Annotated in this window: 24 protein-coding genes; 13 read left to right on the top strand and 11 right to left on the bottom strand. The window is 74.8% G+C overall.

From position 1 onward, the window contains the following. Positions 1-105 precede the first annotated feature (105 nt). Positions 106-2,127: a beta-galactosidase gene (locus ACFVU3_RS05190; RefSeq protein ID WP_390063811.1), complete on the bottom strand. Its 2,022-nt coding sequence runs from the start codon at positions 2,125-2,127 to the stop codon at positions 106-108. A gap of 216 nt (positions 2,128-2,343) precedes the next feature. On the opposite strand from ACFVU3_RS05190, the gene ACFVU3_RS05185 reads away from it, so the two are divergent. From ACFVU3_RS05185 to ACFVU3_RS05170, 4 genes are read left to right on the top strand one after another with little or no spacing between them, the layout of a single operon-like run. Further along, complete coding sequence (locus ACFVU3_RS05185; RefSeq protein WP_390063809.1) at positions 2,344-3,660, top strand: ABC transporter substrate-binding protein; 1,317 nt, start codon at positions 2,344-2,346, stop codon at positions 3,658-3,660. Continuing rightward, entirely contained in the window at positions 3,657-4,691 is a 1,035-nt protein-coding gene (locus ACFVU3_RS05180) for a carbohydrate ABC transporter permease (protein WP_390063807.1), read from the top strand. The genes ACFVU3_RS05185 and ACFVU3_RS05180 overlap by 4 nt, the downstream gene beginning before the upstream one ends. Continuing rightward, a complete protein-coding gene (locus tag ACFVU3_RS05175; protein ID WP_390063805.1) occupies positions 4,688-5,602 on the top strand; it encodes a carbohydrate ABC transporter permease in 915 nt (304 codons plus the stop codon). Before ACFVU3_RS05180 ends, ACFVU3_RS05175 begins: the two co-directional genes overlap by 4 nt. Before the next feature lie 29 nt (positions 5,603-5,631). Further along, entirely contained in the window at positions 5,632-6,657 is a 1,026-nt protein-coding gene (locus tag ACFVU3_RS05170) for a LacI family DNA-binding transcriptional regulator (RefSeq protein ID WP_390063803.1), read from the top strand. A 6-nt stretch (positions 6,658-6,663) separates the two neighbouring features. On the opposite strand, the gene ACFVU3_RS05165 is transcribed toward ACFVU3_RS05170, so the two are convergent. The 4 genes from ACFVU3_RS05165 to xylA form a co-directional block, all read right to left on the bottom strand. Next, positions 6,664-7,305, bottom strand: a complete 642-nt coding sequence (locus tag ACFVU3_RS05165; RefSeq protein WP_390063801.1) for a lactate utilization protein C — start codon at positions 7,303-7,305, stop codon at positions 6,664-6,666. Beyond that, on the bottom strand, positions 7,302-8,798 hold the full coding sequence (locus ACFVU3_RS05160) for a LutB/LldF family L-lactate oxidation iron-sulfur protein (protein WP_390063800.1): 1,497 nt from the start codon (positions 8,796-8,798) through the stop codon (positions 7,302-7,304). The genes ACFVU3_RS05165 and ACFVU3_RS05160 overlap by 4 nt, the downstream gene beginning before the upstream one ends. Further along, on the bottom strand, positions 8,795-9,511 hold the full coding sequence (locus tag ACFVU3_RS05155) for a (Fe-S)-binding protein (protein WP_390063798.1): 717 nt from the start codon (positions 9,509-9,511) through the stop codon (positions 8,795-8,797). Before ACFVU3_RS05155 ends, ACFVU3_RS05160 begins: the two co-directional genes overlap by 4 nt. Before the next feature lie 326 nt (positions 9,512-9,837). Then, positions 9,838-11,010: a xylose isomerase gene (gene xylA / locus ACFVU3_RS05150; RefSeq protein WP_390063797.1), complete on the bottom strand. Its 1,173-nt coding sequence runs from the start codon at positions 11,008-11,010 to the stop codon at positions 9,838-9,840. A 111-nt stretch (positions 11,011-11,121) separates the two neighbouring features. Here xylA and xylB point away from each other — a divergent pair, with 111 nt between their 5' ends. The 5 genes from xylB (at position 11,122) to ACFVU3_RS05125 (ending at position 17,306) form a co-directional block, all read left to right on the top strand. After that, positions 11,122-12,600 carry a xylulokinase gene (gene xylB, locus ACFVU3_RS05145; RefSeq protein WP_390063795.1) on the top strand — a complete coding sequence of 493 codons (1,479 nt, stop codon included), beginning with the start codon at positions 11,122-11,124 and terminating at the stop codon, positions 12,598-12,600. A gap of 76 nt (positions 12,601-12,676) precedes the next feature. After that, on the top strand, positions 12,677-13,303 hold the full coding sequence (locus ACFVU3_RS05140) for a hypothetical protein (protein WP_390063793.1): 627 nt from the start codon (positions 12,677-12,679) through the stop codon (positions 13,301-13,303). 94 nt (positions 13,304-13,397) lie between these two features. After that, positions 13,398-14,627, top strand: a complete 1,230-nt coding sequence (locus ACFVU3_RS05135; RefSeq protein WP_390063791.1) for a hypothetical protein — start codon at positions 13,398-13,400, stop codon at positions 14,625-14,627. Further along, the gene (locus ACFVU3_RS05130; protein WP_390063790.1) at positions 14,611-15,405 is read left to right on the top strand and encodes a hypothetical protein; all 795 of its coding nucleotides are present in this window, start codon (positions 14,611-14,613) and stop codon (positions 15,403-15,405) included. The genes ACFVU3_RS05135 and ACFVU3_RS05130 overlap by 17 nt, the downstream gene beginning before the upstream one ends. Before the next feature lie 152 nt (positions 15,406-15,557). After that, positions 15,558-17,306, top strand: coding sequence for an FAD-dependent monooxygenase (locus ACFVU3_RS05125; protein WP_390063789.1), 1,749 nt, complete (start codon positions 15,558-15,560; stop codon positions 17,304-17,306). Here the strand turns inward: ACFVU3_RS05125 and ACFVU3_RS05120 are convergent. The 4 genes from ACFVU3_RS05120 to ACFVU3_RS05105 are packed head-to-tail and all read right to left on the bottom strand — an operon-like array spanning position 17,303 to position 19,780. Further along, positions 17,303-17,545, bottom strand: coding sequence for a hypothetical protein (locus ACFVU3_RS05120; protein ID WP_390063788.1), 243 nt, complete (start codon positions 17,543-17,545; stop codon positions 17,303-17,305). The two genes, ACFVU3_RS05125 and ACFVU3_RS05120, sit on opposite strands and share 4 nt — an antisense overlap. A gap of 41 nt (positions 17,546-17,586) precedes the next feature. Then, complete coding sequence (locus ACFVU3_RS05115; protein ID WP_390063786.1) at positions 17,587-18,228, bottom strand: phosphoribosylanthranilate isomerase; 642 nt, start codon at positions 18,226-18,228, stop codon at positions 17,587-17,589. Between the two features lie 38 nt (positions 18,229-18,266). Further along, positions 18,267-19,211 (bottom strand): ketopantoate reductase family protein, encoded by a 945-nt coding sequence (locus ACFVU3_RS05110; protein ID WP_390063785.1) that lies wholly within the window; start codon positions 19,209-19,211, stop codon positions 18,267-18,269. Continuing rightward, positions 19,208-19,780: a winged helix-turn-helix transcriptional regulator gene (locus ACFVU3_RS05105; RefSeq protein ID WP_390063784.1), complete on the bottom strand. Its 573-nt coding sequence runs from the start codon at positions 19,778-19,780 to the stop codon at positions 19,208-19,210. The genes ACFVU3_RS05110 and ACFVU3_RS05105 overlap by 4 nt, the downstream gene beginning before the upstream one ends. 111 nt (positions 19,781-19,891) lie before the next feature. Here ACFVU3_RS05105 and ACFVU3_RS05100 point away from each other — a divergent pair, with 111 nt between their 5' ends. Together ACFVU3_RS05100 and ACFVU3_RS05095 are read left to right on the top strand one after the other, a co-directional pair. Then, on the top strand, positions 19,892-21,088 hold the full coding sequence (locus ACFVU3_RS05100) for an ROK family protein (RefSeq protein ID WP_390063783.1): 1,197 nt from the start codon (positions 19,892-19,894) through the stop codon (positions 21,086-21,088). A 59-nt stretch (positions 21,089-21,147) separates the two neighbouring features. Then, entirely contained in the window at positions 21,148-22,191 is a 1,044-nt protein-coding gene (locus ACFVU3_RS05095) for a S66 peptidase family protein (RefSeq protein ID WP_390063781.1), read from the top strand. Here the strand turns inward: ACFVU3_RS05095 and ACFVU3_RS05090 are convergent. Then, the gene (locus ACFVU3_RS05090) at positions 22,185-23,156 is read right to left on the bottom strand and encodes a LysR family transcriptional regulator (protein WP_390063779.1); all 972 of its coding nucleotides are present in this window, start codon (positions 23,154-23,156) and stop codon (positions 22,185-22,187) included. The two genes, ACFVU3_RS05095 and ACFVU3_RS05090, sit on opposite strands and share 7 nt — an antisense overlap. Before the next feature lie 129 nt (positions 23,157-23,285). On the opposite strand from ACFVU3_RS05090, the gene ACFVU3_RS05085 reads away from it, so the two are divergent. Beyond that, positions 23,286-23,981, top strand: coding sequence for a type 1 glutamine amidotransferase domain-containing protein (locus ACFVU3_RS05085; RefSeq protein WP_390063778.1), 696 nt, complete (start codon positions 23,286-23,288; stop codon positions 23,979-23,981). 20 nt (positions 23,982-24,001) lie between these two features. Here ACFVU3_RS05085 and ACFVU3_RS05080 read toward each other — a convergent pair whose 3' ends face one another. Beyond that, the gene (locus ACFVU3_RS05080) at positions 24,002-24,394 is read right to left on the bottom strand and encodes a nuclear transport factor 2 family protein (RefSeq protein ID WP_390063776.1); all 393 of its coding nucleotides are present in this window, start codon (positions 24,392-24,394) and stop codon (positions 24,002-24,004) included. A gap of 145 nt (positions 24,395-24,539) precedes the next feature. Here ACFVU3_RS05080 and ACFVU3_RS05075 point away from each other — a divergent pair, with 145 nt between their 5' ends. Then, the gene (locus ACFVU3_RS05075; RefSeq protein WP_390063775.1) at positions 24,540-26,021 is read left to right on the top strand and encodes an ABC transporter permease; all 1,482 of its coding nucleotides are present in this window, start codon (positions 24,540-24,542) and stop codon (positions 26,019-26,021) included. The last annotated feature ends 7 nt before the right edge of the window (positions 26,022-26,028 follow it).

The following is a 26,028-nucleotide window of genomic DNA, read 5'->3' as shown; positions in this document are numbered from 1 at the left end:
CCGGCGGGCACCCGGCCCTGCGTCACGCGGCGCGGGCTCGGCGGTGGGCGAACCGGGCCGCCGCCGGCGGCAGCCCGCTGTCGTGGCCGAACGGCGCCTGGTGCGTCAGCCGTCCAGGCGGACGACCCGGACCCCGCCCGCAGGGACGGTGAGCGTGCCGCTCGTCCGTTCGCCGCCGAGCAGCTCCGTGCCGGTGCCGTCCAGCGGCACCTTCGCCTCCGCGTCCGTGTGGTTGAGCGCGAAGAGATAGTGGCCGCGGGCGCCGGCCCGGCGGACGACCTCCACGTCGCGCGGGAGCGCGGTCCGCCCGGGCACGCCGGCGTCCTCGCAGGCCGCCGCCACGATCGTGTCCAGCGAGGCCGCGTCGAGGCGGGTGGAGACGTACCAGGCGGTGCCCCGGCCGAGCCGGTGCCGGGTGACGGCGGGCCCGCCCGCGGCCGGTCCGTCCGCGTAGGTCCAGACGGTCTCGGCGCCGCGCGGCCGGACGGACTCGGTCCACACGTCGCCGGTGAGCACGGCGCCGCCGGGGCCGGCGATCCCGACGCGCTGGTGGTCCAGGAGCGGCGACCACTCGTCGACGGTGAGGCCGAGGACGTCCCGGAGCGCGCCCGGGTAGGCGCCGGGGTGGACGGCGTCGTGCTCGTCGACGATGCCGGAGAAGTACGAGACGACCAGGGTGCCGCCGTTCTCCACGTACTCCCGCAGGTTCCGCCCGGCGGCCTCCGTGGTCAGGTAGAGCGCCGGGACGACGACGAGCGGGTAGGCCGAGAGGTCCGCCTCGGGAGGGGCGAAGTCCACCGTGAGGTGCCGGTCGTAGAGCGTCTCGTAGAAGCTGTCGGCGCGCTCCCGGGCGTCGTGGGCCTCGCTCGGGCGCCACTCCAGGCCCTGGGCCCACCAGGACTGCCAGTCCCACACCATGGCCACGTCCGGGACGGTCCGGCTGCCCCGGATCTCCTCCAGGGCGCCGAGGCCGGCGCCGAGTTCGGTCACCTCGCGCCAGATCCGGGTGTCGGTGCCGCCGTGCGGGACCATCGCCGAGTGGAACTTCTCGGCGCCGCGCCGGGACTGCCGCCACTGGAAGAACATCGCGCCCTCGGAGCCGCGGGCGACATGGGCGAGGGAGTTGCGGGCCATCTCGCCGGGGCGCTTGGCCGGGTTGCGGGGCTGCCAGTTCACGCCCGAGGTGGAGTGCTCCAGGAGCAGCCAGGGGGCGCCGCCGGCGACGGAGCGGGTGAGGTCGGCGGCCATGGCGAGGTTGACGTGGGTGCGCCGGCCGTCGGTGATCAGATAGTGGTCGTTGGTGACGAGGTCCACCTCGCGGCCCCAGGCCCAGTAGTCGATCGCGTCGCACTGGCTGAGCGCTGTCATGAAGTTGGTGGTGACCGGGACGCCCGGGGACAGCGCGTGGAGGATGTCCCGCTCGGCCCGGAAGTTCTCGCGGAGGGTGGCGTCGGCGAAGCGGCGGTAGTCGAGACGCTGGGCCGGGTTGCCGACGGTGGGGGTGGTGCGGGGCGGCAGGATCTCCTCGTACGCGCCGTACCGCTGGCCCCAGAAGGCGGTGCCCCACGCCTCGTTCACGGCCTCCAGCGAGCCGTACGTGCCGGCCAGCCACCGGCGGAACCCGGCGGCGCAGGTGTCGCAGTGGCAGGCGCTGACGGGGACGCCGTACTCGTTGTGGACGTGCCAGAGCGCGAGCGCCGGGTGGCCGGCGTAGCGGCGGGCCAGCTCGGTGGTGATCCGGGCGGCGGCCTCGCGGTAGGCGGGGGAGCTGTGGCAGATCGCCCCGCGCGAGCCGTAGGTGTGCCGGACGCCGTCGGCGGTGACGGGCAGCGCCTCGGGGTGCGCGCGGTAGAACCAGGCGGGCGGGGCCACGGTGGGGGTGCCGAGGTCGACCCGGACGCCGTTCGCGTGCAGGAGGTCGAGGACCCGGTCGAGCCAGCCGAAGTCGTAGCGGCCCGGCTCGGGCTCCAGGAGCGCCCAGGAGAAGATCCCGACGCTCACCATCGTGACGCCGGCCTCCCGCATCAGCCGGACGTCCTCCTGCCAGACGCTCTCCGGCCATTGTTCGGGGTTGTAGTCCCCGCCGAACGCGAGCCGGGTCAGGCCCTGGGGGGTCGTGGCTGACATGAGTCTCTCCTGAGCGCCTGGGGAACGGAAGGGGTGTGTGGTGAGCGTATCTGTGAACGTACACACACCAGATTCTGCAGCGACAACGCAACATAACCGCACAGGAACAACCATTGACAAGTGTCCGGAACGTTTCTCTACTGTGAACGCTCACAGATGCATGGTCGGCCTCCCCGTCCGAGGGGGAGGCCCCTTTCGGTCAGGGAGAACCCACCCATGCCCCAGATCACGCGCCGCAGCCTCGCCGCCGCCACCGCCGTCCTCCTGGGCGCCTCCGCGCTCACCGCCTGCGGATCCGACTCCGGCGACGAGGCGGGCGCGGCGTCCGGCTCCGTCGAGCTCACCTACTGGGCCTGGGCGCCCGGCATGGACAAGGTCGCCGCCCTCTGGAACGCCAAGCACCCCGACATCGAGGTCACGGTGCAGAAGCAGGCGTCCGGCGACGACCTCGTCACCAAGATCATCACGGCGGCCAAGGCCCACAAGGGCCCCGACCTCGTCCAGGCCGAGTACCAGGCCCTGCCGACCCTCGTCAGCAACGACGCCCTCGCCGACATCGCCGCCGAGGTCGAGGGCGTCGAGCGGCACTTCGCCCCCGGCGTCTGGCAGCAGACCACCTTCGGCGGCGACGCCGTGTACGCCCTGCCCCAGGACTCCGGCCCCCTGATGTTCTTCTACCGCGAGGACCTCTTCCGGCAGTACGGCCTCACCGTCCCCACCACCTGGGACGAGTTCGCCGAGACGGCCCGCGCCCTGAAGAAGAAGGCCCCGGAGAAGGCCCTCACCACCTTCTCCGCCAACGACTCCGGCCTCTTCGCCGGTCTCTCCCAGCAGGCCGGCGCCGCGTGGTGGACCTTCGAGGGCGACACCTGGAAGGTCGGCATCGACGACGCCGCCACCCGGAAGGTCACCGACTTCTGGGGCGGCCTGGTCGCCGAGGGCGCCATCGACAACCAGCCCATGTACACCCCCGCCTGGAACAAGGCCCTCAACACCGGCGAGCAGATCGCCTGGGTCTCCGCCGTCTGGGCTCCCGGCACCCTCACCACCGCCGCCCCCGACACCAGGGGCAAGTGGGCCATGGCCCCCCTCCCGCAGTGGAACCGGGGCGAGAACGCCACCGGCAGCTGGGGCGGCTCCTCCACCGCCGTCACCAGCGACTCGAAGCACAAGGCCGCCGCCGCGCGGTTCGCCACCTGGCTCAACACCGACCCCGAGGCGCTGGCCGCCCTCGTCCGGGAGAGCGGCATCTACCCGGCCGCCACCGCCGCCCAGACCAGCGGCGCCCTCGCCAAGGCCCCCGACTACTTCGCCAACCAGCCCGACTTCTACCCGAAGGCCGCCGAGATAGCGAAGACCACCGCCCCCGCCGCCTGGGGCCCCAACGTGAACGTCGCCTACACCGCCTTCAAGGACGAGTTCGGCAAGGCCGCCAAGGCCAGGACCGCGCCCGCCTTCGGCGCCGCCCTCGCCAAGGTCCAGGAGACCACGGTGACCGACCTCGGCAAGCAGGGCTTCGAGGTCGCGAAGTGACGCGGCCCTCCCAGGGCGCGCCCCGGTCGTACGGGGCCGAGGCGGCCCCGTACGCCCACCCGTCGCCCACCGCCACCCTCGGACGAGCGCGAAGCGCCCCGTACGCCCACCCGTCGCCCACCGCCACCCCCAGACGAGCGCGAAGCGCCCCCTACGCCTTCCTCCTCCCCGCCGCCGTCCTCTTCGCCCTCTTCTTCGCGCTGCCCATCGGCTACGCGGTCTGGCTCAGCTTCCACAAGATCGAGATCAAGGGGCTCGGCCTCGGCAAGGGAGCCAAGTCCGAGGTCTGGGCCGGCCTGGAGAACTACGCCTCCGCCCTCACCGACTCCGAGTTCCTCGCCAGCGCGCTCCGTGTCCTCGGCTACGGCGCCGTCGTCGTCCCCGTGATGCTCGGCCTCGCCCTCCTCTTCGCGCTCCTGCTCGACTCCCGGCGCGTCCGGGGCCGCTCCTTCGCCCGGCTGGCGATCTTCCTCCCGTACGCCGTCCCCGGCGTCATCGCCGCCGTCCTCTGGGGCTTCCTCTACCTCCCGGACGTCAGCCCCTTCCACCACCTCCTGGAGAAGGCCGGCCTCCCGCAGCCCGATCTCATGGACGGCGGCCCGCTCTACCTCGCGATGGCCAACATCGCCGTCTGGGGCGGCACCGGCTTCAACATGATCGTCATCTACACCGCGCTGCGCGCCCTGCCCGCCGAGGTGTACGAGGCGGCCACGCTCGACGGCTGCTCCGAACTCCAGATCGCGCTCCGCGTCAAGATCCCGATGGTGCTGCCCTCCCTGGTCCTCACCTTCTTCTTCTCCGTCATCGCCACCCTCCAGGTCTTCAACGAGCCGATGACGCTCAAGCCGCTCACCAACGGCATCCCCTCCACCTGGAGCCCCCTGATGAAGGTCTACAACGACGCGTTCACCGGCGGGAACATCCACGCGGCCTCCGCCACGGCCGTCGTCCTCGCCCTCGCCACCTTCGCGCTCTCCTTCACCCTCCTCAGGATCTCCAGCCGCCGCACCACGCAAGGAGCCGGCCGATGACCGGGACCGCCTCCCCGACGCTCCGCAAGGCGGCCCCCGCCGCCGGCACCACCCCCGGCGTCCCGCAGGGCCCCCCGAGCCCCCGCCGCACCGCGCTGCTGCCCACCGCGGCCCTGATCCTCGGCGCCCTCTACTGCCTGCTCCCGGTCGCCTGGGTCGTCGTCGCCGCCACCAAGGCGGACGACGAGCTGTTCTCCACCTTCACCTTCCTCCCGGGCAGCGGCTTCGCCGGCAACCTCGGCGACCTCACCGCCTACCGCGACGGCATCTACTGGCGCTGGATGGGCAACTCCGTCCTCTACGCAGGACTCGGCGCCCTCCTGTCGACGGTCGTCTCCGCCTTCGCCGGCTACGCCCTCGCCGTCTACCGCTTCCGCGGCCGGGAACTCTTCTTCAACGTCATGCTCACCGGCGTCCTCATGCCCCCCGTCATCCTCGCCGTCCCGCAGTACCTGCTGATGGCCGAGGCCGACCTGACCGACAGCCGGCTCTCCGTCCTGCTGCCGCTGATCCTCTCCCCGTACGGCGTCTACCTCGGCCGCATCTACGCCGAGGCCGCCATCCCGGCGGAGCTGGTCGAGGCGGGGCGCGTGGACGGGGCCGGCGAATGGCGGATCTTCACCCGGATCGCCGTCCCGATGCTCGGCCCCGGCCTGGTGACGATCTTCCTCTTCCAGTTCGTCGCCATCTGGAACAACTTCCTGCTGCCGTTCATCATGCTCGGCGACGACGAGAAGTTCCCCATGACCGTCGGCCTGTTCACCCTCCTCAAGCAGGGCGCGAGCCAGCCCGCCCTCTACACCCTGGTGATCACCGGCGCGCTGCTCGCCGTCGTCCCCCTGATCGCCCTCTTCCTCGTCATCCAGCGGTTCTGGAGCCTCGACCTGCTGTCCGGCGCCGTAAAGTCCTGAGCACAGGGGAACGAGGGGAAACACACAGCATGAGCCCAGCAGCGAGCAGACGCCGGCCGGCGACCATCCACGACGTGGCCCGCGAGGCGGGCGTCTCGCGCGGCACCGTCTCCCGCGTCCTCAACGGCGGCCACTACGTCAGCCCGGCGGCGAAGGCGGCCGTCGACGCCGCGATCCGCAGAACGGGGTACGTCGTCAACCGGCACGCCCGCTCGCTGATCACCGGCAAGTCCGACTCGGTCGCCTTCCTGCTCACCGAACCGCAGGAGCGCTTCTTCGAGGACCCCAACTTCAACGTCCTCCTGAGGGCCTGCACCCAGGCCCTCGCCGACCGCGACATCCCCCTGATCCTGATGATCGCCGGCACCGAGGACGAGCGCCGCCGCAACCTCCGCTACATCGAGGCCGGCCACGTCGACGGCGTCCTCCTCGTCTCCAGCCACTCCGGCGACCCCGTCGTGGCGCGGCTCCACGAGGCCGGCGTGCCCGTCGTCGCCTGCGGCAAGCCGCTCGGCCAGACCACCCGCATCGGGTACGTCGCCGCCGACGACCGCGACGGCGCCCGCGAGATGGTCCGCCACCTCCACGCCACCGGCCGGCGCCGGATCGCCACCGTCACCGGCCCCCTCGACACCCCCGGCGGGGTGGAGCGGCTCGCCGGCTACCGCGAGACGCTCACCGCCTGCGGGCTCCCCGTCGACGAGGACCTCGTCGTCACCGGCGACTACAGCCGCGCCAGCGGCGCCGAGGCCGCCCGCACCCTCCTGGAGCGGGCCCCCGACGTCGACGCCGTGTTCGTCGCCTCCGACCTGATGGCCCAGGGCGTCCTCGACGCCCTCGCCCGCGCCGGCAGGCGGGTCCCCGAGGACATCGCCGTCGGCGGCTTCGACGACTCCCCGGCCGCGCTCTCCTCCCAGCCGCCGCTGACCACCATCCGGCAGCCCTGGGACCGGATCAGCGCCGAGATGGTCCGCACCCTCCTCGCCCGGATAGCGGGCGAGGACCCGGCGACCGTCATCCTCCCCACGGAGCTGGTGATCCGCGAGTCGGCCTGAACCTCCTCACGACGGGCCCCGGACCAGGACGACCTCCAGGGTCCGGGGCCCGTGCACGCCCTCCACCCGGTCCAGCTCGATGTCGCTGGTCGCCGACGGCCCCGACACCCAGGTGAGCGCCCGCCGCGGATCCAGCCGGGGCAGCGCCTCCGGCACCGACGCCACCACCTGCTCCGGAGCCCGTACGACACAGAGGTGCAGGTCCGGCACGAGCGTGAGGGCGCGCCGTCCCTGCCCCGGCCCGCCGTCGAGCACCAGCGTCCCGGTCTCCGCGACCGCCAGCGCGCACCCCGTCACCACGGCGTCCACCGCGTCCAGCGCCTCCGGCGCGAGCCCCGGCCCGTCGGCCACCCGCTCGGCACCGGACTCCGCCAGCCACTCCTCCGGCAGCCCCGGCGGGACGACGACGCTCCGCGCCCCGCGTTCGTCGAGCAGCCGCGCGATCAGCCCGGGCAGCCCCGCCGGGTCGGTGCGGTGCACCCGGGCCCGGTAGTCGGCGAGGTTCTCGTGGAGCAGGCCGAGGACCGCGTCCGGGTCGTCCGCGATGTGGCGCGGGAGGTAGGTCCGGGGCACCTCGGGCGCCTCGGGGGCGTCCGCGACGGCGGACCGGATCCGGGCGAGGATCCGCTCGCGGGAGTTTTGGCTCATGGTCGGTCTCCCGTGCGGTCGTCGGGACGGGCTTCGGGACGGTCGTCGGGGCGGTCGTCGGGACGGGTTTCGGGGCGGTTCTTCCTCCACCAGTCACGGAAGGGTTCGGCGGGCATGGCGGGCAGGTCGCGGCTCTCCGACCACTGCCGGGCGCCGGGGCCGGGCAGCTTCCTCGGGTGCAGCGCGCGGGTCCTCGACGCGACCCGCTCACCCGCCGCGAGGACCCCGGGGCGGTCGAGCACCCAGCCCGCCGCCCTGATCGCCGCCTTCTCCAGCCGGTGCCCCTTCCCGCCCTGCCCGGCGACCCTCTCCCGCAGGTGCACCAGCACCTCGGGGATGTCGATGGCGACCGGGCACACCTCGTAGCAGGCGCCGCAGAGCGAGGAGGCGTACGGCAGCGAGGCGTCGACCTCGCTCGCGGTGCCGCGCAGCTGCGGGGTGAGGATCGCGCCGATGGGACCGGGGTAGACGGAGCCGTACGCGTGCCCGCCCGCCCGCTCGTACACCGGGCAGACGTTGAGACAGGCCGAGCAGCGGATGCACCGCAGCGCCTGCCGGCCGACCTCGTCGGCGAGGGCGTCGGTGCGCCCGTTGTCGAGCAGGACGAGGTGGAAGGTCCGCGGCCCGTCCCCGTCCGTCGTGCCGGTCCACATGCTCGTGTACGGGTTCATCCGCTCGGCCGTCGAGGAGCGGGCGAGCGTCTGGAGGAAGACCTCCAGGTCCCGCCAGGTGGGCACCACCTTCTCGATGCCGACGACCGAGATCAGCGTCTCGGGGAGGGTGAGGCACATCCGGCCGTTGCCCTCCGACTCCACCACGACGAGGGTGCCGGTCTCGGCGACCATGAAGTTCGCGCCGGAGATCCCGACCTTGGCGCGGAGGAACTTCTCCCGCAGGTGCAGCCGGGCCGCCTCGGCCAGCTCGGCGGGCTCGTCCGACAGCCCCTCGGGCGCCGGCCTGCCCCACTGCCCCATCTCCGCACGGAAGATGTCGCGGATCTCGCCCCGGTTGCGGTGGATGGCGGGGACCAGGATGTGCGAGGGGCGGTCCTGGCCGAGCTGCACGATCAGCTCCGCGAGGTCGGTCTCGTAGGCGCGGATCCCCTCGGCCTCCAGGGCCTCGTTCAGCCCGATCTCCTGCGTGGCCATCGACTTGACCTTCACGACCTCGGTCTCGCCGGTCGCCCTCACCAGCTCCGTCACGATCCGGTTGGCCTCGGCGGCGTCCGCCGCCCAGTGCACCGTGCCGCCCGCCGCCGTCACCGCCTCCTCCAGCCGCAGCAGGTACGTGTCGAGGTGACGGAGCGTCCGGTCCTTGATCCGCTTCCCCGCCTCGCGCAGCTCCGCCCAGTCGTCCAGCTCGGCCACGGCCCGCGCCCGCTTGTCGCGGATCGTGTGCGTGGCGTGCCGCAGGTTGGCCCGCAGCCGTTCGTCGCGCACGGCCTCGCGGGCGGCCTCCGGGAAGGCCGGCATGCCGACGAAGACTCCGCTCATCGCCAGGGCTCCTCTTCCGTGCTCGCCAGGATCTCCGCCAGGTGCACCGCCCGCAGCGGTGCCTCCCGCCGGCTCAGGACGCCGCCCACGTGCAGCAGGCACGAGTTGTCCGCGCCGCACAGCACCTCGGCGCCGGTCGCCACCGCGTTCGCCACCTTGTCCGCGCCCATCGCCGCCGACACGTCCGGGTTCTTCACCGCGAAGGTGCCGCCGAAGCCGCAGCACTCCTCCGCCCCCGGCAGCTCCCGCAGGTCGAGCCCCTTCACCGACTCCAGGAGCCGGCGCGGGCGTTCGCCGAGGCCGAGCATCCGCAGCCCGTGGCAGGACGGGTGGTAGGTGACCGCGTGCGGGAAGTACGCCCCCACGTCCGTCACCCCCAGCACGTCCACCAGGAACTCGGTCAGCTCGTACGTGCGCGGCCCGAGCGCCGCCGCCTCCGGCCCGAAGGCCGGGTAGTGGTGGCGGACCATCGCCGCGCACGAACCCGACGGCACGACGACGTGGTCGTACCCCTCGAAGGCGCGAACCGTGCGCCGGACCAGCGGCTCGGTCTCCCGCCGGTAGCCGGTGTTGAACGAGGGCTGCCCGCAGCAGGTCTGCGCCGCGGGGAAGTCCACCTCCACACCGAGCCGTTCGAGCAGGCGGACCGTGGCCACCCCGGTCGACGGGAACACGGCGTCGTTGACACAGGTGACGAAGAGGGCGACGCGCATCGGCAGTTCCTCGGGGACGGTACGGATCGGGCGGCGGCCCGGTCCCAGGCGGCGCCGTCGCCCTGCGGCTCGTAGTGTCGCAGGGCGCGGGTCCGGGCGACCAGGCGGCGCACGGAGGCCAGGTCGCCGACGGGGTCCGCGGCCCGCGCCCGCACCGGCACGTTCGCCGGCGCCTCCACCGGGCCCGCCGTCAGCGGCAGCCGGGTCGCGTCCGCCGCGCCGCCCTCATCGCCCGCCGGCGCCGGCCCGGGTGCCCGGGCCCGGCGACGCCCTCCCGGGGCCCGGGGCCGGAGTCCGGGAAGGCGCCGGGCCCGGGGTTCCGGCGCTCAGCGCCGTACGCCGAGCAGGTGCTCCAGGGCCAGCTGGTCGAGCCGCTCGAAGGCCATCGAGCGCGCGGCGGCCGCGTCCACGTCGAAGGTCTCGTACGCGGTCGGGTCGGCCAGCAGCCCGGCCAGACCCTCGGCGGCGGTGGGCACGGCCAGTTCGGGCAGCCGGGAGGCGGCCAGGGCCTCCACGACCTCGGGATCGGCGCGGAACTCCGCCGCCCGCTCCTTGAGGATCAGGTAGTTGCGCATGCAGTTCCTCGCCGACTCCCAGACGCCGTCGAAGCCGTCGGTGCGCACCGGCTTGAAGTCGAAGTGGCGCGGGCCGGTGTATCCGGCCGACTCCAGCAGGTCCACCAGCCAGAACGCCTGGCGCAGATCGCCCGCGCCGAACCGGAAGTCCTGGTCGTACTTGATGCCGGACTGGCCGTTGAGGTCGATGTGGAAGAGCTTGCCGGCCCACAGCGCCTGCGCGATGCCGTGCGGGAAGTTCAGCCCCGCCATCTGCTCGTGGCCCGTCTCCGGGTTCACGCCCACCAGCTCCGGCCGCTCCAGGCGCTCGATGAAGGCGAGGGCGTGGCCGACGGTGGGCAGCAGGATGTCGCCGCGCGGCTCGTTCGGCTTCGGCTCGATCGCGAACCGCAGCTCGTACCCCTGCTCGGTGACGTACTGCCCGAGCAGGTCGAACGCCTCCTTCATCCGGTCCAGGGCCACCCGCACGTCCTTCGCCGCGCCGGACTCGGCGCCCTCGCGCCCGCCCCAGGCGACGTACACGCGCGCGCCGAGCTCCACGGCCAGGTCGATGTTCCGGATCGTCTTGCGCAGGGCGTAGCGGCGCACGTCCCGGTCGTTGGCGGTGAAGGCGCCGTCCTTGAAGACCGGGTGGGTGAAGAGGTTGGTGGTGGCCATGGGGACCTGGAGGCCGGTGCGGTCGAGGGCGTCCCGGAACCGCTTCACGGCGGCGTCGCGCTCCGCCTCCGGCGCGCCGAAGGGGATCAGGTCGTCGTCGTGGAAGGTGACGCCGTACGCCCCGAGGGCGGCCAGCCGCTCGACCGACTCGACCGGGTCGAGGGCGGGGCGGGTCGCGTCGCCGAAGGGGTCGCGGCCCTGCCAGCCGACGGTCCAGAGGCCGAAGGTGAAACGGTCCTCGGGGGTGGGGGAGAAACGCTCGGGCATGGTGGGTCCTTCTCCTGGCGGCCGGATTTGTTTTCTGAGATAACTAATACGCCACCGGCGCCCCGCGGCGCCAGACCCCCCGAGGTCACAGAGATGAGATGAGGTGAGGGCGTGCCCGTCAGCCGCTCCGTCGTGATCGGCGTGGACAGCTCCACGCAGTCCACCAAGGCCGTCGCCGTCGACACCGCCACCGGCGAGGTCCTCGGCCTCGGCCGTGCCCCGCACACCGTCACCGGCACCGGCGGCGCCCGCGAGAGCGACCCCGGACAGTGGTGGACGGCCCTGGTCACCGCCGTCCGCGCGGCGGTCCGCGAGGCCGGCACCGCACCGGAGGCCGTCGCCGGCATCGCCGTCGCCGGCCAGCAGCACGGACTCGTCGTGCTCGGCGCCGGCCACCGGCCGCTGCGCCCCGCCCTCCTCTGGAACGACACCCGCTCCGCCCCCCAGGCCGCCGCCCTCACCGACCTCCTCGGCGGCCCCCGGGCCTGGCTGGACCGCACCGGATCCGTCCCCGTCGCCTCCATGACCGCCGCCAAGTGGCAGTGGCTGCGCGAGCACGAACCCCACCACGCCGAGGCCGCCACCGCCGTCCGTCTCCCGCACGACCTGCTCACCGAACGCCTCTCCGGCGAGGCCGTCACCGACCCCGGCGACGCCTCCGGCACCTGCTGGTACGCCACCGCCGACGGCGCCTACGACCCCGCCCTCCTCGACCTCCTCGGCCTCGACGCGGCACGGCTGCCCGCCGTGGCCCCCACCGGAGCCACCCGCGTCGGCGGCCTCACCGCGGCCGCCGCCGACGCCCTCGGCCTGCCGCGCACGGTCGCCGTCGCCGCCGGCACCGGCGACAACATGGCCGCCGCCGTCGGCCTCGGCCTCGGCGCCGCCGGCCTCCTCGACCACCCCGTCGTCAGCCTCGGCACCTCCGGCACCGTCTTCGCCGCCACCCGCACCCGCCCCGCCGACCCCGCCCTCGCCGGCTTCGCCGCCGCCGACGGCACCCACCTGCCCCTGGGCTGCACCCTCAACTGCACGCTCGCCGTCGACCGCTTCGCCGGCCTCCTCGGCCTCGACCGCGAGGACGCCCTCCCCGGCGGCGGGACGGTCGTCCTCCCGTACCTGGACGGCGAGCGCACCCCCGACCTCCCCGCCGCCTCCGGCCTGCTCACCGGCCTCCGTCACACCACCGACCCGCGCGCGGTCCTCGGCGCCGCCTACGAGGGCGCCGCCTTCACCGTCCTCCGCGCCCTCGACGGCCTCCTCGCCGCCTGCGGCCTCGACCCCGCCGACCCGGCCGTGCGCGACCGGCCGCTGCGCCTCATCGGCGGCGGCGCCCGCGGCCGGACCTGGACCGACACCGTCCGCCGCCTCTCCGGCCGCCCCCTCGTCGTCCCCGCCGCCGGCGAACTCGTCGCCCTCGGCGCCGCCGCCCTCGCGGCGGCCGCCGCCACCGGCGAGGACCCGGTCGCCGTCGCCACCGCCTGGGGCACCGGCGAGGGCGACACCCTCCCGCCGGTCGCCCGCGACGAGGAGACCTGGCACCGGATCGAGTCCGTGCTGACGGCGGCCACGCCGGCCCTGCTGTCCTGACCCCGCCGCGGCGGGACACCGTCGGCGGGCGCCGGGCCCCGCGGCGATGTCACCGCCCCCTGGCAGGATGCCGGTCATGGCGACGGCACTGCGCATCGAGGGCTTCATCCCGGCGGACCGTCCGGTCTCCACGCCGACCACGAAGTTCGGCGGCCGGCCCGTGTGGCTGACCGGCCCGCAGTGGCCGGTCAGCGAGGCATGGGACAGACCGATGCGGTTCGTCGGCCAGTTCGCACTGGATCCGGTGCTCGGCCCCGCCGGGCAGGGGCGACTGGCCTACGTCTTCGTGACCCACGCCGACCACGGAGAGACGTTCTTCGACCCCGACGTCATCGACCCCGACGGCGGCGAGAACGCCGTGATCGTGCAGCCGGGCGGCACCTACGCCGGGCCCGTACGCCCGCTGACGACCGGACCGACGCTGTACGACGCCGACGGGGCGGAGGCGGAGTTCACCGTCGCCCTGCGCCCCGTCCCCGACCCCACCCCGCCGGGGGCCGAGCCGGTCGACGCCGACAAGATCGGCGGAACGCCCGCGTACTTCCAGGGGGACGACCGGCCGGACGGCGACGCCTGGCGGCTGCTCCTGCAACTGGACGCGAACTGGACGCCGTTCTCCCTCCTGCTGGGCTCCGCGCCCCGGCTCTTCGCCTTCGTGTCGCGGGACGGCACCCGGGGCCGGCTGCTCGTCCAGGACTCCTGACCCTCTCGTCTACGCTTCCTGACGAGGACGAGATCACGAGCACGAGCACGAGCGCGAGCACGAGAGAACGAGGACGAAGGGCGGGGGCCGTTCCATGCGTACGACACAGCCGGCGGAGGCCCGCATCGAGGACGCGGCCACCTTCCTGGTCGCGCCTCCGGCGCTGCGGGACCACGACACGGTCAGGGACTTCCTCGGATCCGTGATCACACCGGAGCGGCTCGCCTCCGCCGCGCCCGACCTCACGGGCGCCACCGTCTACCTGTGCGGCGACCTCTCCGGGATCGACGCCCGCCGACTGCGCCCGGCCGCCCGGGTGTTCACCGTCCGGGAGCTGTCGCACGGCCACCCCGAGGACGCCGCGGCGCCATGGACCCCCGTCGGCGCCGGCCGGGTCCCCCTCCGCGTCCACGGCGTCGGCGTCTACTACCCCCGCTTCTTCGAGCCCGGCGACGACCACTTCGCGCGGATCCGCGCGGAGCACACGTTCCAGTCCCTGGCGGAGTCCACGAAGCCCGGGACGGCCCACCGCAGCGGCATCTACCTGACACCCGTCACGCGCGACGGCGACGCGCTCCACTTCCGCCTGCTCCGGTGCTCCACGAACCTCTCGGGCCCCACCGAGGGCTTCGGCCCGACCGACACCCGCATCGTCGAGGCGCTGAACCGCGAGGCCGCCGCCGTCTTCCGGGACCAGGCCCCGCTCAACCACGTCCTCGCGCAGATCTACCACAACACCCGTGCCACCGAGGAGCGCAGGCAGTCCAAGGCGAGGATCTCCTCCCACGCCGACAAGACCAAGGACATGCCCGCCAACGGCGTCATGGCCTTCTGCACCTTCTACGACGGGCTCGACGGGCTCCGGCCCCTGGACGACGCCCCCTTCGACCACGGGGTGAAGGGTGTCAGCGGGCTGACCAGGCTCCGCTTCCGCCTCAAGGAGCCGGCCGGAGACCACCACGGGCGGCCGCTCCCGCCGCAGTTCACGCTGACCCTCCACCCCGGCTCCGTGTTCTTCGTGCCGCTGTCCACCAACCGCCTGTACACCCACGAGATCCGGCCCTCGGCGCTGGACGCCGGAACGCTCCCCACCCGCCTGGGATACGTGGTGCGTTGTTCCGCCGCCGAGGCCGTCCACCGGGACGGCCGCACCTTCCTCAAGAAGGCCGGCGGCCCGGTGGCACTGGAGCCGCCCACCGAGGCCGGCATGGACGAGCTGCGCCGGCTGTACGCCGAGGAGAACAGGACCTCGTCCTTCGTCGACTACGGCGACGGATTCCCCTTCAGCATGAACACGGGAGACTACGTTGCGCCCCGGGTCTAGGCCGTCTCCTTCGGATCAGGCAGGGCTCGCGGCCGGGATCCTCACGTACGCGCTGCCGATCGAGGAGAACCCCTTCGAGGAGCTGTCCGCGTCGATCCGCTGGGAGGACGTGGGGAAGGGCCGGCGCGGCGCCGTGCTCACCAGGGTCGACGAGGACGGCGGCGTCCCCCTCGTGCGCACGACCACGCGGTACGCCCACCCGGCGCAGCGCTTCCGCGCGGTGCACGAACGGCTGGCGCGGCAGGTCCGGGAGCACGGTGCGCTGCCGGCCGGCTTCGACAACGCCCTCGCCGAGACCTGCACGAACGCGTACAGGACCATGGGCGCCCACTCCGACCAGGCCCTCGACCTGGCCGACGGATCGTTCATCGCCGTCTTCTCCTGCTACCGGGACCCCGGGGCGGGCGCGCCGAGGAAGCTCGTCCTCGCGCCGAAGGACTCCGGCGGCGAGACGTTCGAGCTGCCCCTCGCGCACAACGGCGTCGTCGCCTTCTCCGTCGCGACGAACCGGCGGCTCCGGCACAAGATCGTCCTGGACGCCTCCGGACCGACGGCGGACAACCCGTGGCTGGGCGTGACCTTCCGGACGTCGAGGACCTCCGTCCGGTTCGCCGACGGACACCCCCACCTCCCGCGGGGCGCGCGCCTCACCCTGGCCGACGAGGAGCAGCGGCGCGCGTTCTACCGGCTGCGCCGCCGCGAGAACGACGAGACGGACTTCGTCTACCCGCCGCTGACGTACACCGTCAGCGAGAGCGATCTGGTGCCGCCCGTCTGAGCGGGCTCCTGGGCGCCCCTCCCGGGCGTCCCTCCCGGGCGTCCCTCCCGGGCGTCCCTCCTGGGCGCCCCTCCCGGGCACCCCTCCTGGCCCGAAGCCGGGCGGCACGCCCCCGGCGGCCGACTGGCGGGCCTCCCCGCCCCCGGGCGACCATGGTGACGGAGACGACCCGTTCGGGGGCCGCACGCCCGGGAGGCGCCGTGGCACGCACCAGCGGATCAGCGGCACGCGACGCCCGCGGGACCGACGTGCTCGTCGTGGGGGCGGGGCCGGTGGGGCTGACCGCCGCCCTGGAGCTGCGCCGCCAGGGCGTCTCGTGCCGGATCGTCGACCGGTTGCCCGCCCGCCTGCCGTACGCGAAGGCGGTCGGCGTCCAGCCCCGCACCCTGGAGGTGTGGGACCGGATGGGCGTGGTCCGGGCTGCCCTGGAGGCGGCCGTGCCGATGCGGGGCCAGTACGTGTACGTGGACGGCGCCGAGCAGGGCCGGTACGACCTGGTGCTTCCGCCGGAGGTGCCGTACGGCTTCGCCGCCCTGCCGCAGTACGAGACCGAACGGCTGCTCGAAGAGGCCCTGGCCCGCCACGGCACCCGCGTCGAACGCGCCACCGCGCTCGACGCCTTCGCACAGGACCCGGACGGGGTCACCGCCCGCCTCACCGACGCCACCGGCGCCCGGGAGGAGCTGCGGGCCGGCTACCTGATCGGCTGCGACGGCGCGCACAGCACCGTCCGCAAGGGCCTCGGGCTCGCCTTCGAGGGCGGCGCGTTCCCGGAGGAGTACATGCTCGGCGACGTGGAGGTCGACTGGGACCTCCCCGAGGGGTACGGGGTGCGCTCGATGCGCCTGGACGGCACCGGTGCCGTCGACGACGTCCTCGTCTGCATCCCGCTGCCCGGCCGCCGCCGCTACCGGATGTCGATGCGGGTGCCGCCCGGGCTCTCCGCCCGGGACACGGGCTCCGGCGCCTCCGGCACCCGCGTCGCGCACGGCCTCGACGGCGGCCCCGCGCCCGGGCTCGCCGACATCCAGGCCGTCCTCGACCGGCTCTCCCCGCAGCGCACCACGGCCTCGGCGCTCCGCTGGGCCTCGGTGTTCCGGATCAGCCACCGCATCGTGGACCGGTACGGCGCCGGCCGGGTCTTCGTCGCCGGGGACGCGGCCCACATCCATCCGCCGACCGGCGCCCAGGGCATGAACACCGGCATCCAGGACGCCTACAACCTCGCCTGGAAACTCGCCCTCGCCGTCGACGGCGCCGCCTCCCCGACCCTGCTGGCCAGTTACGACGCCGAGCGCCGCCCGGTCGGCGAGGAGGTCGTCGGCCGCACCGTGCGGCACGCCACCGGCGGGGGCGTGCAGGCCGACCCGGAGGACCCGGCGACCCTGATGCTCCGGGAGGCGCAGCTGCTCGTCGGCTACCGGGGCAGCCCGGTCGTGGACCCGCCCGGCGACGGCCCGGGACCCGGGCCGGGGGACCGCGCCCCCGACTGCGGCGGCCTCCTCGGCCCCATCGCCGCCTACCCCGTCCGCCTCTACGACGTCCTCCGTGACCGCCCCACCGTCCTCCTGCTGTACGGGACGGGGTACGGCTCCGGCGGCGTCGCCGGCCGCGACGACCTGGCCTCGACGGCCTGGCGCGCCACCGGAGGCCGTGTCGACGTCTGCGCGGTGCGCCCGCCGGGCGCGGGACGCGGCACCGGACCGCTCCCCGTGTACCAGGACGCGGCGGGTGAGTTCGCCGCCCGCTACGCGACCGGGGGAGACCGGCCCGTCGCCTTCGTCGTCCGCCCCGACGGCCACCTCGGCGCCCGGCTGCCCGACCCGGACCCGGCCCGCCTGACCGCGCACCTGGCCCGGGTCTTCGCCGCGCCCGGCGGCGCGACCGGCGGCGCGGTCTAGGCCGTCTCGCGGCCCTTCTCGTCCTTCTCGTCCTTCTCGTCCGCCGGGGCCTCCGCGTCCTTCGCGCTCCCGTCGCGCTCCTCGCGCTTGTCGTCCGGACGCCTGCGGGGGCGGTCGGCCTCCGCGGTCACGAACTCGGCCGCGGCCGAGTAGGTCTCCGGGACCGTGAGCAGGGAGGCCACGCCCCGTGCCGCCGCGCCGGCCGCCCGCACCACGGCCTCCGCCAGTTCCTCCACCATCACGGGCCCCCTCGTTCTCCGCCGTACGTCGTGCTTCACCCCTACTGACGTGCGGAGACGTCCGAAGGTTGAGCGGCGGGCGCGGTCTTCGCCGCGGCGACGAAGGCGCGGACCAGGGCGTGGTCCTTCACCCCGGGCGCCGACTCGACGCCGCTGGAGACGTCGACGCCCCAGGGGCGGGCGGCGGCGATCGCCTCGGCCACGTTCCCGGGGGCGAGGCCGCCCGCGAGGAGCCAGCGGCCCTCCGGGCGGGCCGCCTCCAGGAGCGAGAGGTCCCAGCGCGCGCCCGAGCCCGCCTTCGGCGAGTCGAGCAGCAGGATCTCCTCGCCGAGCGCGCCGACCCGGGTGTCCGGCCCGTCGGCGAGCGCGGTCGCCCGCCACAGGTGCGGGAAGACCGCGGCGGCGGCCTCGAACTCCGCCCGGCCGTACGCGCGTCCGTGCAGCTGGAGCGCGTCGAAGCCGAGGTCCGCGGCGATCCGGGCGGCCTCGGCGGCCGGGGTGTCGTTGACGACGAGGACCGACACCGGGCCGTCCGGCACGTGCGCGACGAGCGCCGGCACCCGGTCCCGGCCGAGCCCCCGGACACTGGTCCCGCTGATCACCAGGCCGATCGCGTCCGCGCCCGCCTCGGCGGCCACGTCGATGTCGGCGGTCGTGGCGAGCCCGCACACCTTGACGAACACTCTGTCGCTCCTCTGCTCCCGTCCCGGCGCCGCCGAGCCTACTGACCGCGTCCGGCGGCGTCGATCCGCCGCTGGTGGACCCGCAGGTGGAGGGTGGCCAGGTCGAGCAGCGGGGTCGGCACGCCGAGGGCGCGGGCCCGCGCGGTCAGGTCGCCGAAGAGGTGCTCCACCTCGGTCGCGCGGCCCGCCGCCAGGTCCCGGTAGAGCGAGGGGACCATCCGGGAACCGGAGGCCGAGACCACGGCGAGCGTCGCCGCCCGCTCCTCCGCGGGCACCGGGTGTCCGGCCGCCGCGGCGACCGCCGCCGCCTCGTCGAGCACCGCGGGGCCCAGGGCGGGACCGCCGGGGGCGTCGTACACCTCGCCGACGGTGCCCCGCATCAGGCTCGTCACCGCCCCGAAGGTGGTGATGAAGACCCACTTGTGCCACATCGCGGTGACGATCGACGCGGGCACGGGCGCGTCGATCCCGGCGTCCTCCAGGACCGTACGGATCTCCTTGACGCGCGGCGAGACCGTGCCGTCCCGCTCGCCGAGGGCGAGGTGCGCCAGCGGGGCGAGGCGCCGGATCGCGCCGGTGCCGTCGAGCGTCGTGACGACCTTCGCGACCCCGCCGAGGACGGCCCCGGCGCCGAACCGGGCCTCCATCGCGTCGAGGTGGGCCAGGCCGTTGAGCAGCGGCAGCACCGCCGTCCCCGGTCCCGCGAACGGGGCCAGGTCCGTCAGGGCCGCGTCGAGGGCGGTCGCCTTCACACCGAGCAGGACCAGGTCGTACGGGCCGCCCGCCGGTCCCTCGCCGGCCGTGACGAGCCGGGGCGCGTCGACCACCCACTCCTCGTCCCGGCCCACCACCCGCAGCCCGTGCGCGCGCAGCGCCGCCGCGCGCCCGGGCCGGACCAGGAAGGTGACGTCCCGCCCGGAGCGGGCCAGCATCGTGCCGAAGTAGCCACCGGTGGCACCGGCGCCGACGACCAGGATCTTCATGGGGTTCCCTTCGGGGGGCGCCGGACCGGCGCGGTGGCGGGCGGCAGCGGGGTGAGCAGCCGGTGCGGGACGGCCAGGGCGGCCGTGATCGGGTCGGCGTCGTCGCCGGGCGGGGCGAGCCCGGGACCGGGGGCGACCAGGAGGTCGCCGGGCGGGACCGGGGCCCCGCAGCCGGAGCAGTGTCCGCCGGGGCCGACCGGAGCCCCGTCGGTGTGGTGCAGGAAGAGCCGCCGGGGCCCGCCGCCGGGCGGCGGCGCGTGCTCCTCGCCCCATGCGGTGAGCGCCCGGACGGCCGGCCACAGACCGAGGCCCTTCGCCGTGAGGACGTACACCTCGCGGCGGCCCGCGCCCGGTTCGGGGCGGCGGTCGAGGACGCCGGCCGCGGTGAGTCCGGCCAGCCGGTCGGTGAGGACCGCGCGGGGCACCGACAGGTGCGCGGCGAACTCGCCGAACCTGCGCACCCCGTAGAAGGCGTCCCGCACGATCAGCAGCGTCCAGCGCTCGCCGACGACCTCCATCGCGCGGGCGAGGGAGCAGGTCTGGCCGCGGTAGTCGCGCGGAAGCGTCATGACCGGCAGCGTAGGGCAAAGAGTTCGGTCACCGAACTGTTTTCGCGCGAAGGGGCGGTCCGCCGGAGCATTTCTGTTCGAGCGAAAGGGGCGACTAGGCTCACGCTCACCATGAACCAGCCCACGGAACCCAAGGCCGACAAGTCGGGCGTGCGCCGGCACAACCTGAGCCTCGTCCTCAGGACCGTCCACGACGCCGGCGAGACCACCCGGGCCGCCGTCGCCGCCCGCGTCGGCCTCACCCGGCCCGCCGTCTCCTCCCTCGTGGAACAACTCCTCGACCTCGGGTTCCTGGTCGAGTCCGGCAAGACCTTCAGCGGCCAGGCGGGCCGCCCCGGCACCGTCCTCAAGCCGGCCGGCACCGGCCCCGCCGGCCTCGGCGTCGAGATCAACGTCGCCTACGTCTCGGTCTGCCTCGTGGACCTCACCGGCACCGACCGGATCCGCCGCACCGTGCGCCTCGACAACCGCGCCGCCGCCCCCGACGTCCTCGCCCGCGCCGCCCGCGTCGCCGCCGAGGCGCTCGCCGAGGCCGAGGCCCTCGGCCTGAGCCCGGCCGGCGCCGCGCTCGCCCTGCCCGGCCTGGTCTCCGGCGGCACCGTCCGCCAGGCCCCCAACCTCGGCTGGCACGACACCCCCGCCGAGCGCCTCTTCGGCGACGCCCTCGCCGGCCTCCGCCCCACCGGCCCCCGGCTCCCCGTCGCCTCCGACAACGAGGCGAACATGGCGGCCCTCGCCGAACTCCGCTTCGGCGCCCCCGGCGCGCCGCGCACCTTCCTCCACCTCACCGGCGAGACCGGCGTCGGCGGCGCCGTCGTCGTCCACGGCGAACTCCTGCGCGGCGCCCACGGCTTCGCCGGCGAGATCGGCCACCTCGTCGTCGACGCCGGAGGACCCCGCTGCCGCTGCGGCTCCCGCGGCTGCCTGGAGCAGTACGCCGGCCAGGCCGCGCTGCTCGGCGCGGCGGGCGCCGCCGACCTGGACGACCTCGCCGCCCGCGCCGAGCGCGCGGACCCCCGGACGCTCGCGGCGCTCGCCGAGGCCGGCCGGATGCTCGGCCGCGCGCTCTCCGGAGCGGTCAACCTCCTCGACCCGGAGGCCGTCGTCCTCGGCGGGATCTACCCCCGCCTCATGCCGTGGCTGACCCCGGCCGTCACCGCCGAGCTCGCCGAACGGGTCGTCTCCGGCCTCTGGCCCGCCGACGCCGTCCGCCTGCGCGCCGCCTCCCCGGACACCGACGCGGCCCGGGGCGCCGCCGCCCTCGTCCTCCACGACATCCTCGCCGACCCGCTCGCCCACACCCGCTGACGGCCCGCCGGGCGGAAAAGGGCGGGTGGCCGCGGCGGCGCCCCGACTAGGGTGCGGGAATGCCGGAGATCATCCTTCCCTCCAAGCCGCGCCCCGGGGACCGGGTCGCCGTGCTGTCGCCCGCCGCGGGCCTGCCCGAGGTGCTGCCGCTCCCCTTCGAGCTGGGGCTGCGCCGCCTGTCCGAGGAGTACGGGCTGGTGCCCGTCGAGTACCCGACCACGCGCAAGCTCGGCGCGTCCGCGCGCGACCGGGCCGCCGACCTGCACGCCGCCTTCGCCGATCCCACGGTCACGGCGATCGTCGCCAGCATCGGCGGCGACGACCAGATCACCGTCCTCCCGCACCTGGACGACGACCTGATCCGCGCGAACCCGAAGCCGTTCTTCGGGTTCAGCGACAACACGAACCTGCTCATGCGGCTGTGGAACCTCGGCGTGGTCGGCTACCACGGGGCCGCCGTGATGACCCAGTTCGGGCGGCCGGGCGCTGTCCACCCCGTCACCGACGCCTCCGTCCGGGCCGCGCTCTTCGGCTCCGGCCCCTACGAACTCACGGCCCCGACCGACACCAACGACGTCGAGCGGCCCTGGGAGGACCCCCGCACCTTCGACTCCGCACCCGTCATGGAGCCCGCCGGGCCCTGGCACTGGCACCGGGCCGAGCGGGTGGCCGAGGGCCGCTCCTGGGGCGGCTGCCTGGAGATCGTCGCCCAACTCCTCATGGCCGGCCGGGAGATCGCCGAACCCGAGGCGTACGAGGGCGGGGTGCTGTTCCTGGAGACCTCCGAGCTGCTGCCCTCCGCCGACGAGGTGTTCCGGATCCTCCGGGCCATGGGGGAGCGGGGCCTGCTCGCCCGCTTCCCCGCCCTCCTCATGGGCCGGGCCCGCGCCTGGTCCTTCGACGCCCCGAACGACGCGGCCGCCCGGGCCGCCTACCGCGAGGCCCAGCGCGCCGCCGTGCTCCGCGCCCTCGACGCCTACGCCCCCGACACCATGGCCGTCTTCGACGTGGACCTCGGGCACACCGATCCGCAGGTGGTGATCCCGTACGGCGGCACCGTCCGCGTCGACGGACCGGCCCGCCGGATCACCGTCGCCTACTGACCCGGAGCCCGCTCCCCGGCCCCCCGCCCGTGCCGGACCAGATGGTCCCGGACCAGCGCCACGTGCGGGTGGGCCGGCGGACCGGGCCGCTGCACCAGGAAGCCCGTGTTGATCGGCGGGTCCTCGGGCAGGTGCAGCGGTACGAGGGCGCCCGAGGCCAGCTCCGCCGCGCACAGGTAGCGGGGCAGCACGCTCACCCCGGCGCCGCCCGCCACCGCCGCCCGCACCGCCCGCAGGTCCGGTACGGTCACCGCGGGCACGCCGGTCAGGCGCCGGCCGAAGACATGGCGCCAGTAGCGGCGCAGGATCGGCAGCTCCTCGGCGTACGCGACGAGCGGCACGCCGTGCAGCGCGGCCGGCCCCTCCGACGCGACCCGGCCGCCGATCCGCCCGGCCCACACGGGCGCACCCACCAGGACGAACTCCTCGTCGGAGAGCGGCAGCCAGGCGAGGCTGCGGCCCCGGGGCCGTACCGTCGACACCACCAGGTCGTGCCGCCCGGCGCGCAGCTCGTCGAGCAGGGCGTCGGTGAGCCCGAACGCGATCCGCAGCCGCACCCCCCGCTCCACCAGCGGTGCCAGCGTCGGCAGCACGGTGTGCGACAGGTACTCGGCCGGGCCCGCCAGATGGACCGGCTCCGCCGGGCCGTCCTCGCCGGGCGCCGCGCCGGCGGCGGCGCCCAGCGCGTCCAGCGGTCCCATGATCCGCGCCGCCAGGTCGTCGGCGAACGGCGTCGGCGCCACCCCGCGCGGCAGCCGCTCGAACAGCTCCCGCCCGAGCCGGCCCTCCAGGGCCCGGATCTGCGCGGTCACCGTCGGCTGCGACAGGCTCAGCACGCGGGCGCCCGCCGTGAAGGCGCCGGCCCGGTACACGGCCAGGAAGGTCCGCAGCAGGTTCAGGTCCGGGAGCCCGGCGCCCGGACCCGCCGGTATTCCCGGTGATCCATCGGAATTCCTATCGTCCACATGTCCGAGCCTATTGGATTCCCATGGGTCGCGACCCCTACGGTCGAACCCGTCGCCGTCCGGAGCATCCTCTTCCAGGGTGCTGGGGACGGCCGTCCCCACCCCGTGACCGAGAGGCCCCGCAGAACCATGTCGAAGATCCTTTTCGTGCTGACCGGCGCCGACCACTGGACCCTCGCCGACGGCACCGAGCACCCCACCGGCTTCTGGGCCGAGGAGGCCGCCGCCCCTTACGAGGCGTTCACCGCCGCCGGCCACGAGGTCGTCGTCGCCACCCCCGGCGGCGTCGTCCCCACCGTCGACCGGGGCAGCCTCGCCCCCGAGGCCAACGGAGGCCCTGAGGGGGCCGCGCGCGTGGCCGCCACCCTCGACTCCTTCGCGCAGCTGCGCACCCCGGTCCGGCTGGAGGACGTCGACCTCGCCGAGTACGACGCCGTCTTCTACCCCGGCGGTCACGGCCCCATGGAGGACCTCGCCGTGCACGCCGGCTCCGGGCGCCTGCTGGCCGAGGCCCTCGCCTCCGGCAAGCCGCTGGCCGTCGTCTGCCACGGCCCGGCCGCCCTCCTCGCCGCCGTGCGCGAGGACGGCACCAACGCCTTCGCCGGCTATCGCGTCGCCGCGTTCACCGACGCCGAGGAGACCCAGGCCGGGTTCGCCGGCAAGGCGAAGTGGCTCCTGGAGACCCGGCTCCGCGAGGCGGGCGTCGACGTCCGGGCCGGTGAGCCGTGGGCCCCGCACGTCGTCGTGGACCGCAACCTGATCACCGGTCAGAACCCGGCCTCGTCCGCGCCCCTCGCGGCCGAGGTCCTGAAGACGCTGGGCTGAGACCCCGCCGGGCCGTCCGGTCAGGCCCCGGCCGCCTCCTGGGCGATCCGGTCGAACTGGGCGCCCATGGCGGCGGCGAGGGCCTGGGCGGCGGAGAGCGGGCGGACCATGACGGTGAAGTCGTCGATCAGCCCCTCCTCGTCGAAGTGGAGGAAGTCGCAGCCCTGGATCTGCCTGCCGTCGACGGTGGCGGTGAAGACCAGGGCGTGGTCGCGGCCGCCCGGGTCGGCGATCTCGCGGACGTAGGTGAAGTCCTCGAAGACGCGCAGGACCCCGCGGAGGATGGCCGCGGTCATCGCCTTGCCGGGGTACGGCTTGAAGGCCACGGGGCTGGTGAAGACGACGTCCTCGGCGAGCAGCGCCTCGACGGCGGCCTGGTCGCGGTTCTCGACGGCGGTACGGAAGGGGTGCACGGGACCTCCACGGCTCACGAGGTATTCAACGAATTGAATAGGTGTACCGGAGGGTAGGGCGCAGGCCGGGGCTTGTCCAGCGCTCTCATCCGGCTCTCACGCGGGCCTTATCCCGGCCTCACGCGGCAGCCCTACGTTCGCGCCCATGTTCTTCACCTACCTCCGGCGCGAACTGCGCCGCCGCAGAAAGGCGGCGCTCGTCGTCGCCTCCGGCCTGGCGCTCGGCATCGCGCTGGTCATCGTCGTGACCTCGGTCTCCGCCGGCATGAAGCAGGCCCAGGGCAAGGTCCTCGAATCCCTCTACGGACTCGGCACGGACCTCACGGTGACCAAGGCCCAGGAGCGGCCCGCCGAGGGCGCCCAGCCGTCCCGGCCCCGCTTCGAGTTCCAGGGCCGGGGCGACGGCGAGGAGCAGAGCAGCGACCGGCTCATGGTCCAGGGCTTCCAGACCCTCGCAGACTCCACCGTCGCGACCGTCGCGAAGCAGTCCGGCGTCGCCCGCGCGGTCGGCGGCCTCAGCCTCGTCAACCTGAAGATCGACGGCGAGTTCCGGCGCGGCGAGATCCAGCGCGGCGAAGGCCAGGCGCAGGGGCAGGGCTTCGGCCAGGGCGGGACCGGCGGCGGCCCCGGCGACACCGTCACCGGCGGTGGCGCCGCCTTCGACGTCGACTCCTTCACCCTCTACGGCACCGACGTCACCAGCCCCGACCTCGGACCCCTCACCACGTCCACCGTCACCCAGGGCCGCACCTTCAAGGCCACCGAGACCGACGCGGCGGTCGTCGTGGTCGACAGTGCCTACGCCCAGCAGAAGGACCTCGCCGTCGGCGGCGAACTCACCGTCAAGGGCGTGACGTTCGAGATCATCGGCATCGCCACCGCCGACAGCGGCCAGTCCGCCGCCCAGGTCTACCTCCCGCTGAAGCGGGCGCAGACCCTCTCCGGCTCGGCCGGCAAGGTCACCACCGTCTACGTCAAGGCCACCGACTCGACCCGGATCGACGCCGTCAAGGCCGCCATCCAGAAGAACGTCACCGGCACCACCGTCACCACCTCCGCCGACCTCGCCCAGACCGTCTCCGGCTCCCTCGACACCGCGGCCGGCCTCGCCTCCAGCGTCGGCCGGTGGCTCTCGTACGCGGTCCTCCTCGCCGCCGTCCTCGTCGCCGGACTCCTCACCTCCTCCGCCGTCAGCCGCCGCGTCCGCGAGTTCGGCACCCTCAAGGCGCTCGGCTGGAAGAGCGGCCGCGTCACCCGCCAGGTCGTCGGCGAAGCCCTCGTCAACGGCGTCATCGGCGGCGCCCTCGGCATCGCCGCCGGCCTCGCCGGCGCCTACGCCGTCACCGCCGTCAGCCCCACCCTCACCGCCGAACTCGGCTCCGCCACCGGCGGGTTCGCCGGCCGCGGCGGCGGCATGGCCTTCGGAGGCGGGGGCGCGGGCGGACCCGGCGCGACGCGCACCGCCGCCGGCCGCAGCGTCGACATCGCGCTCACCGCCCCCGTCAGCCTCACCACCGTCGGCCTCGCCGTCCTCCTCGCCCTCGTCGGCGGACTCGTCGCCGGAGCCTTCGGCGCCTGGCGCGCCTCCCGGCTGCGCCCCGCCGACGCGCTGCGCCGCGTCGAGTAGCCGCGCC

This window comes from Streptomyces sp. NPDC058052 (assembly GCF_042885515.1).
GTDB lineage: Bacteria > Actinomycetota > Actinomycetes > Streptomycetales > Streptomycetaceae > Streptomyces.
The sequence above is the reverse complement of the archived record's forward strand: the minus strand, read 5'-3'. Positions and strand labels throughout refer to the sequence as shown.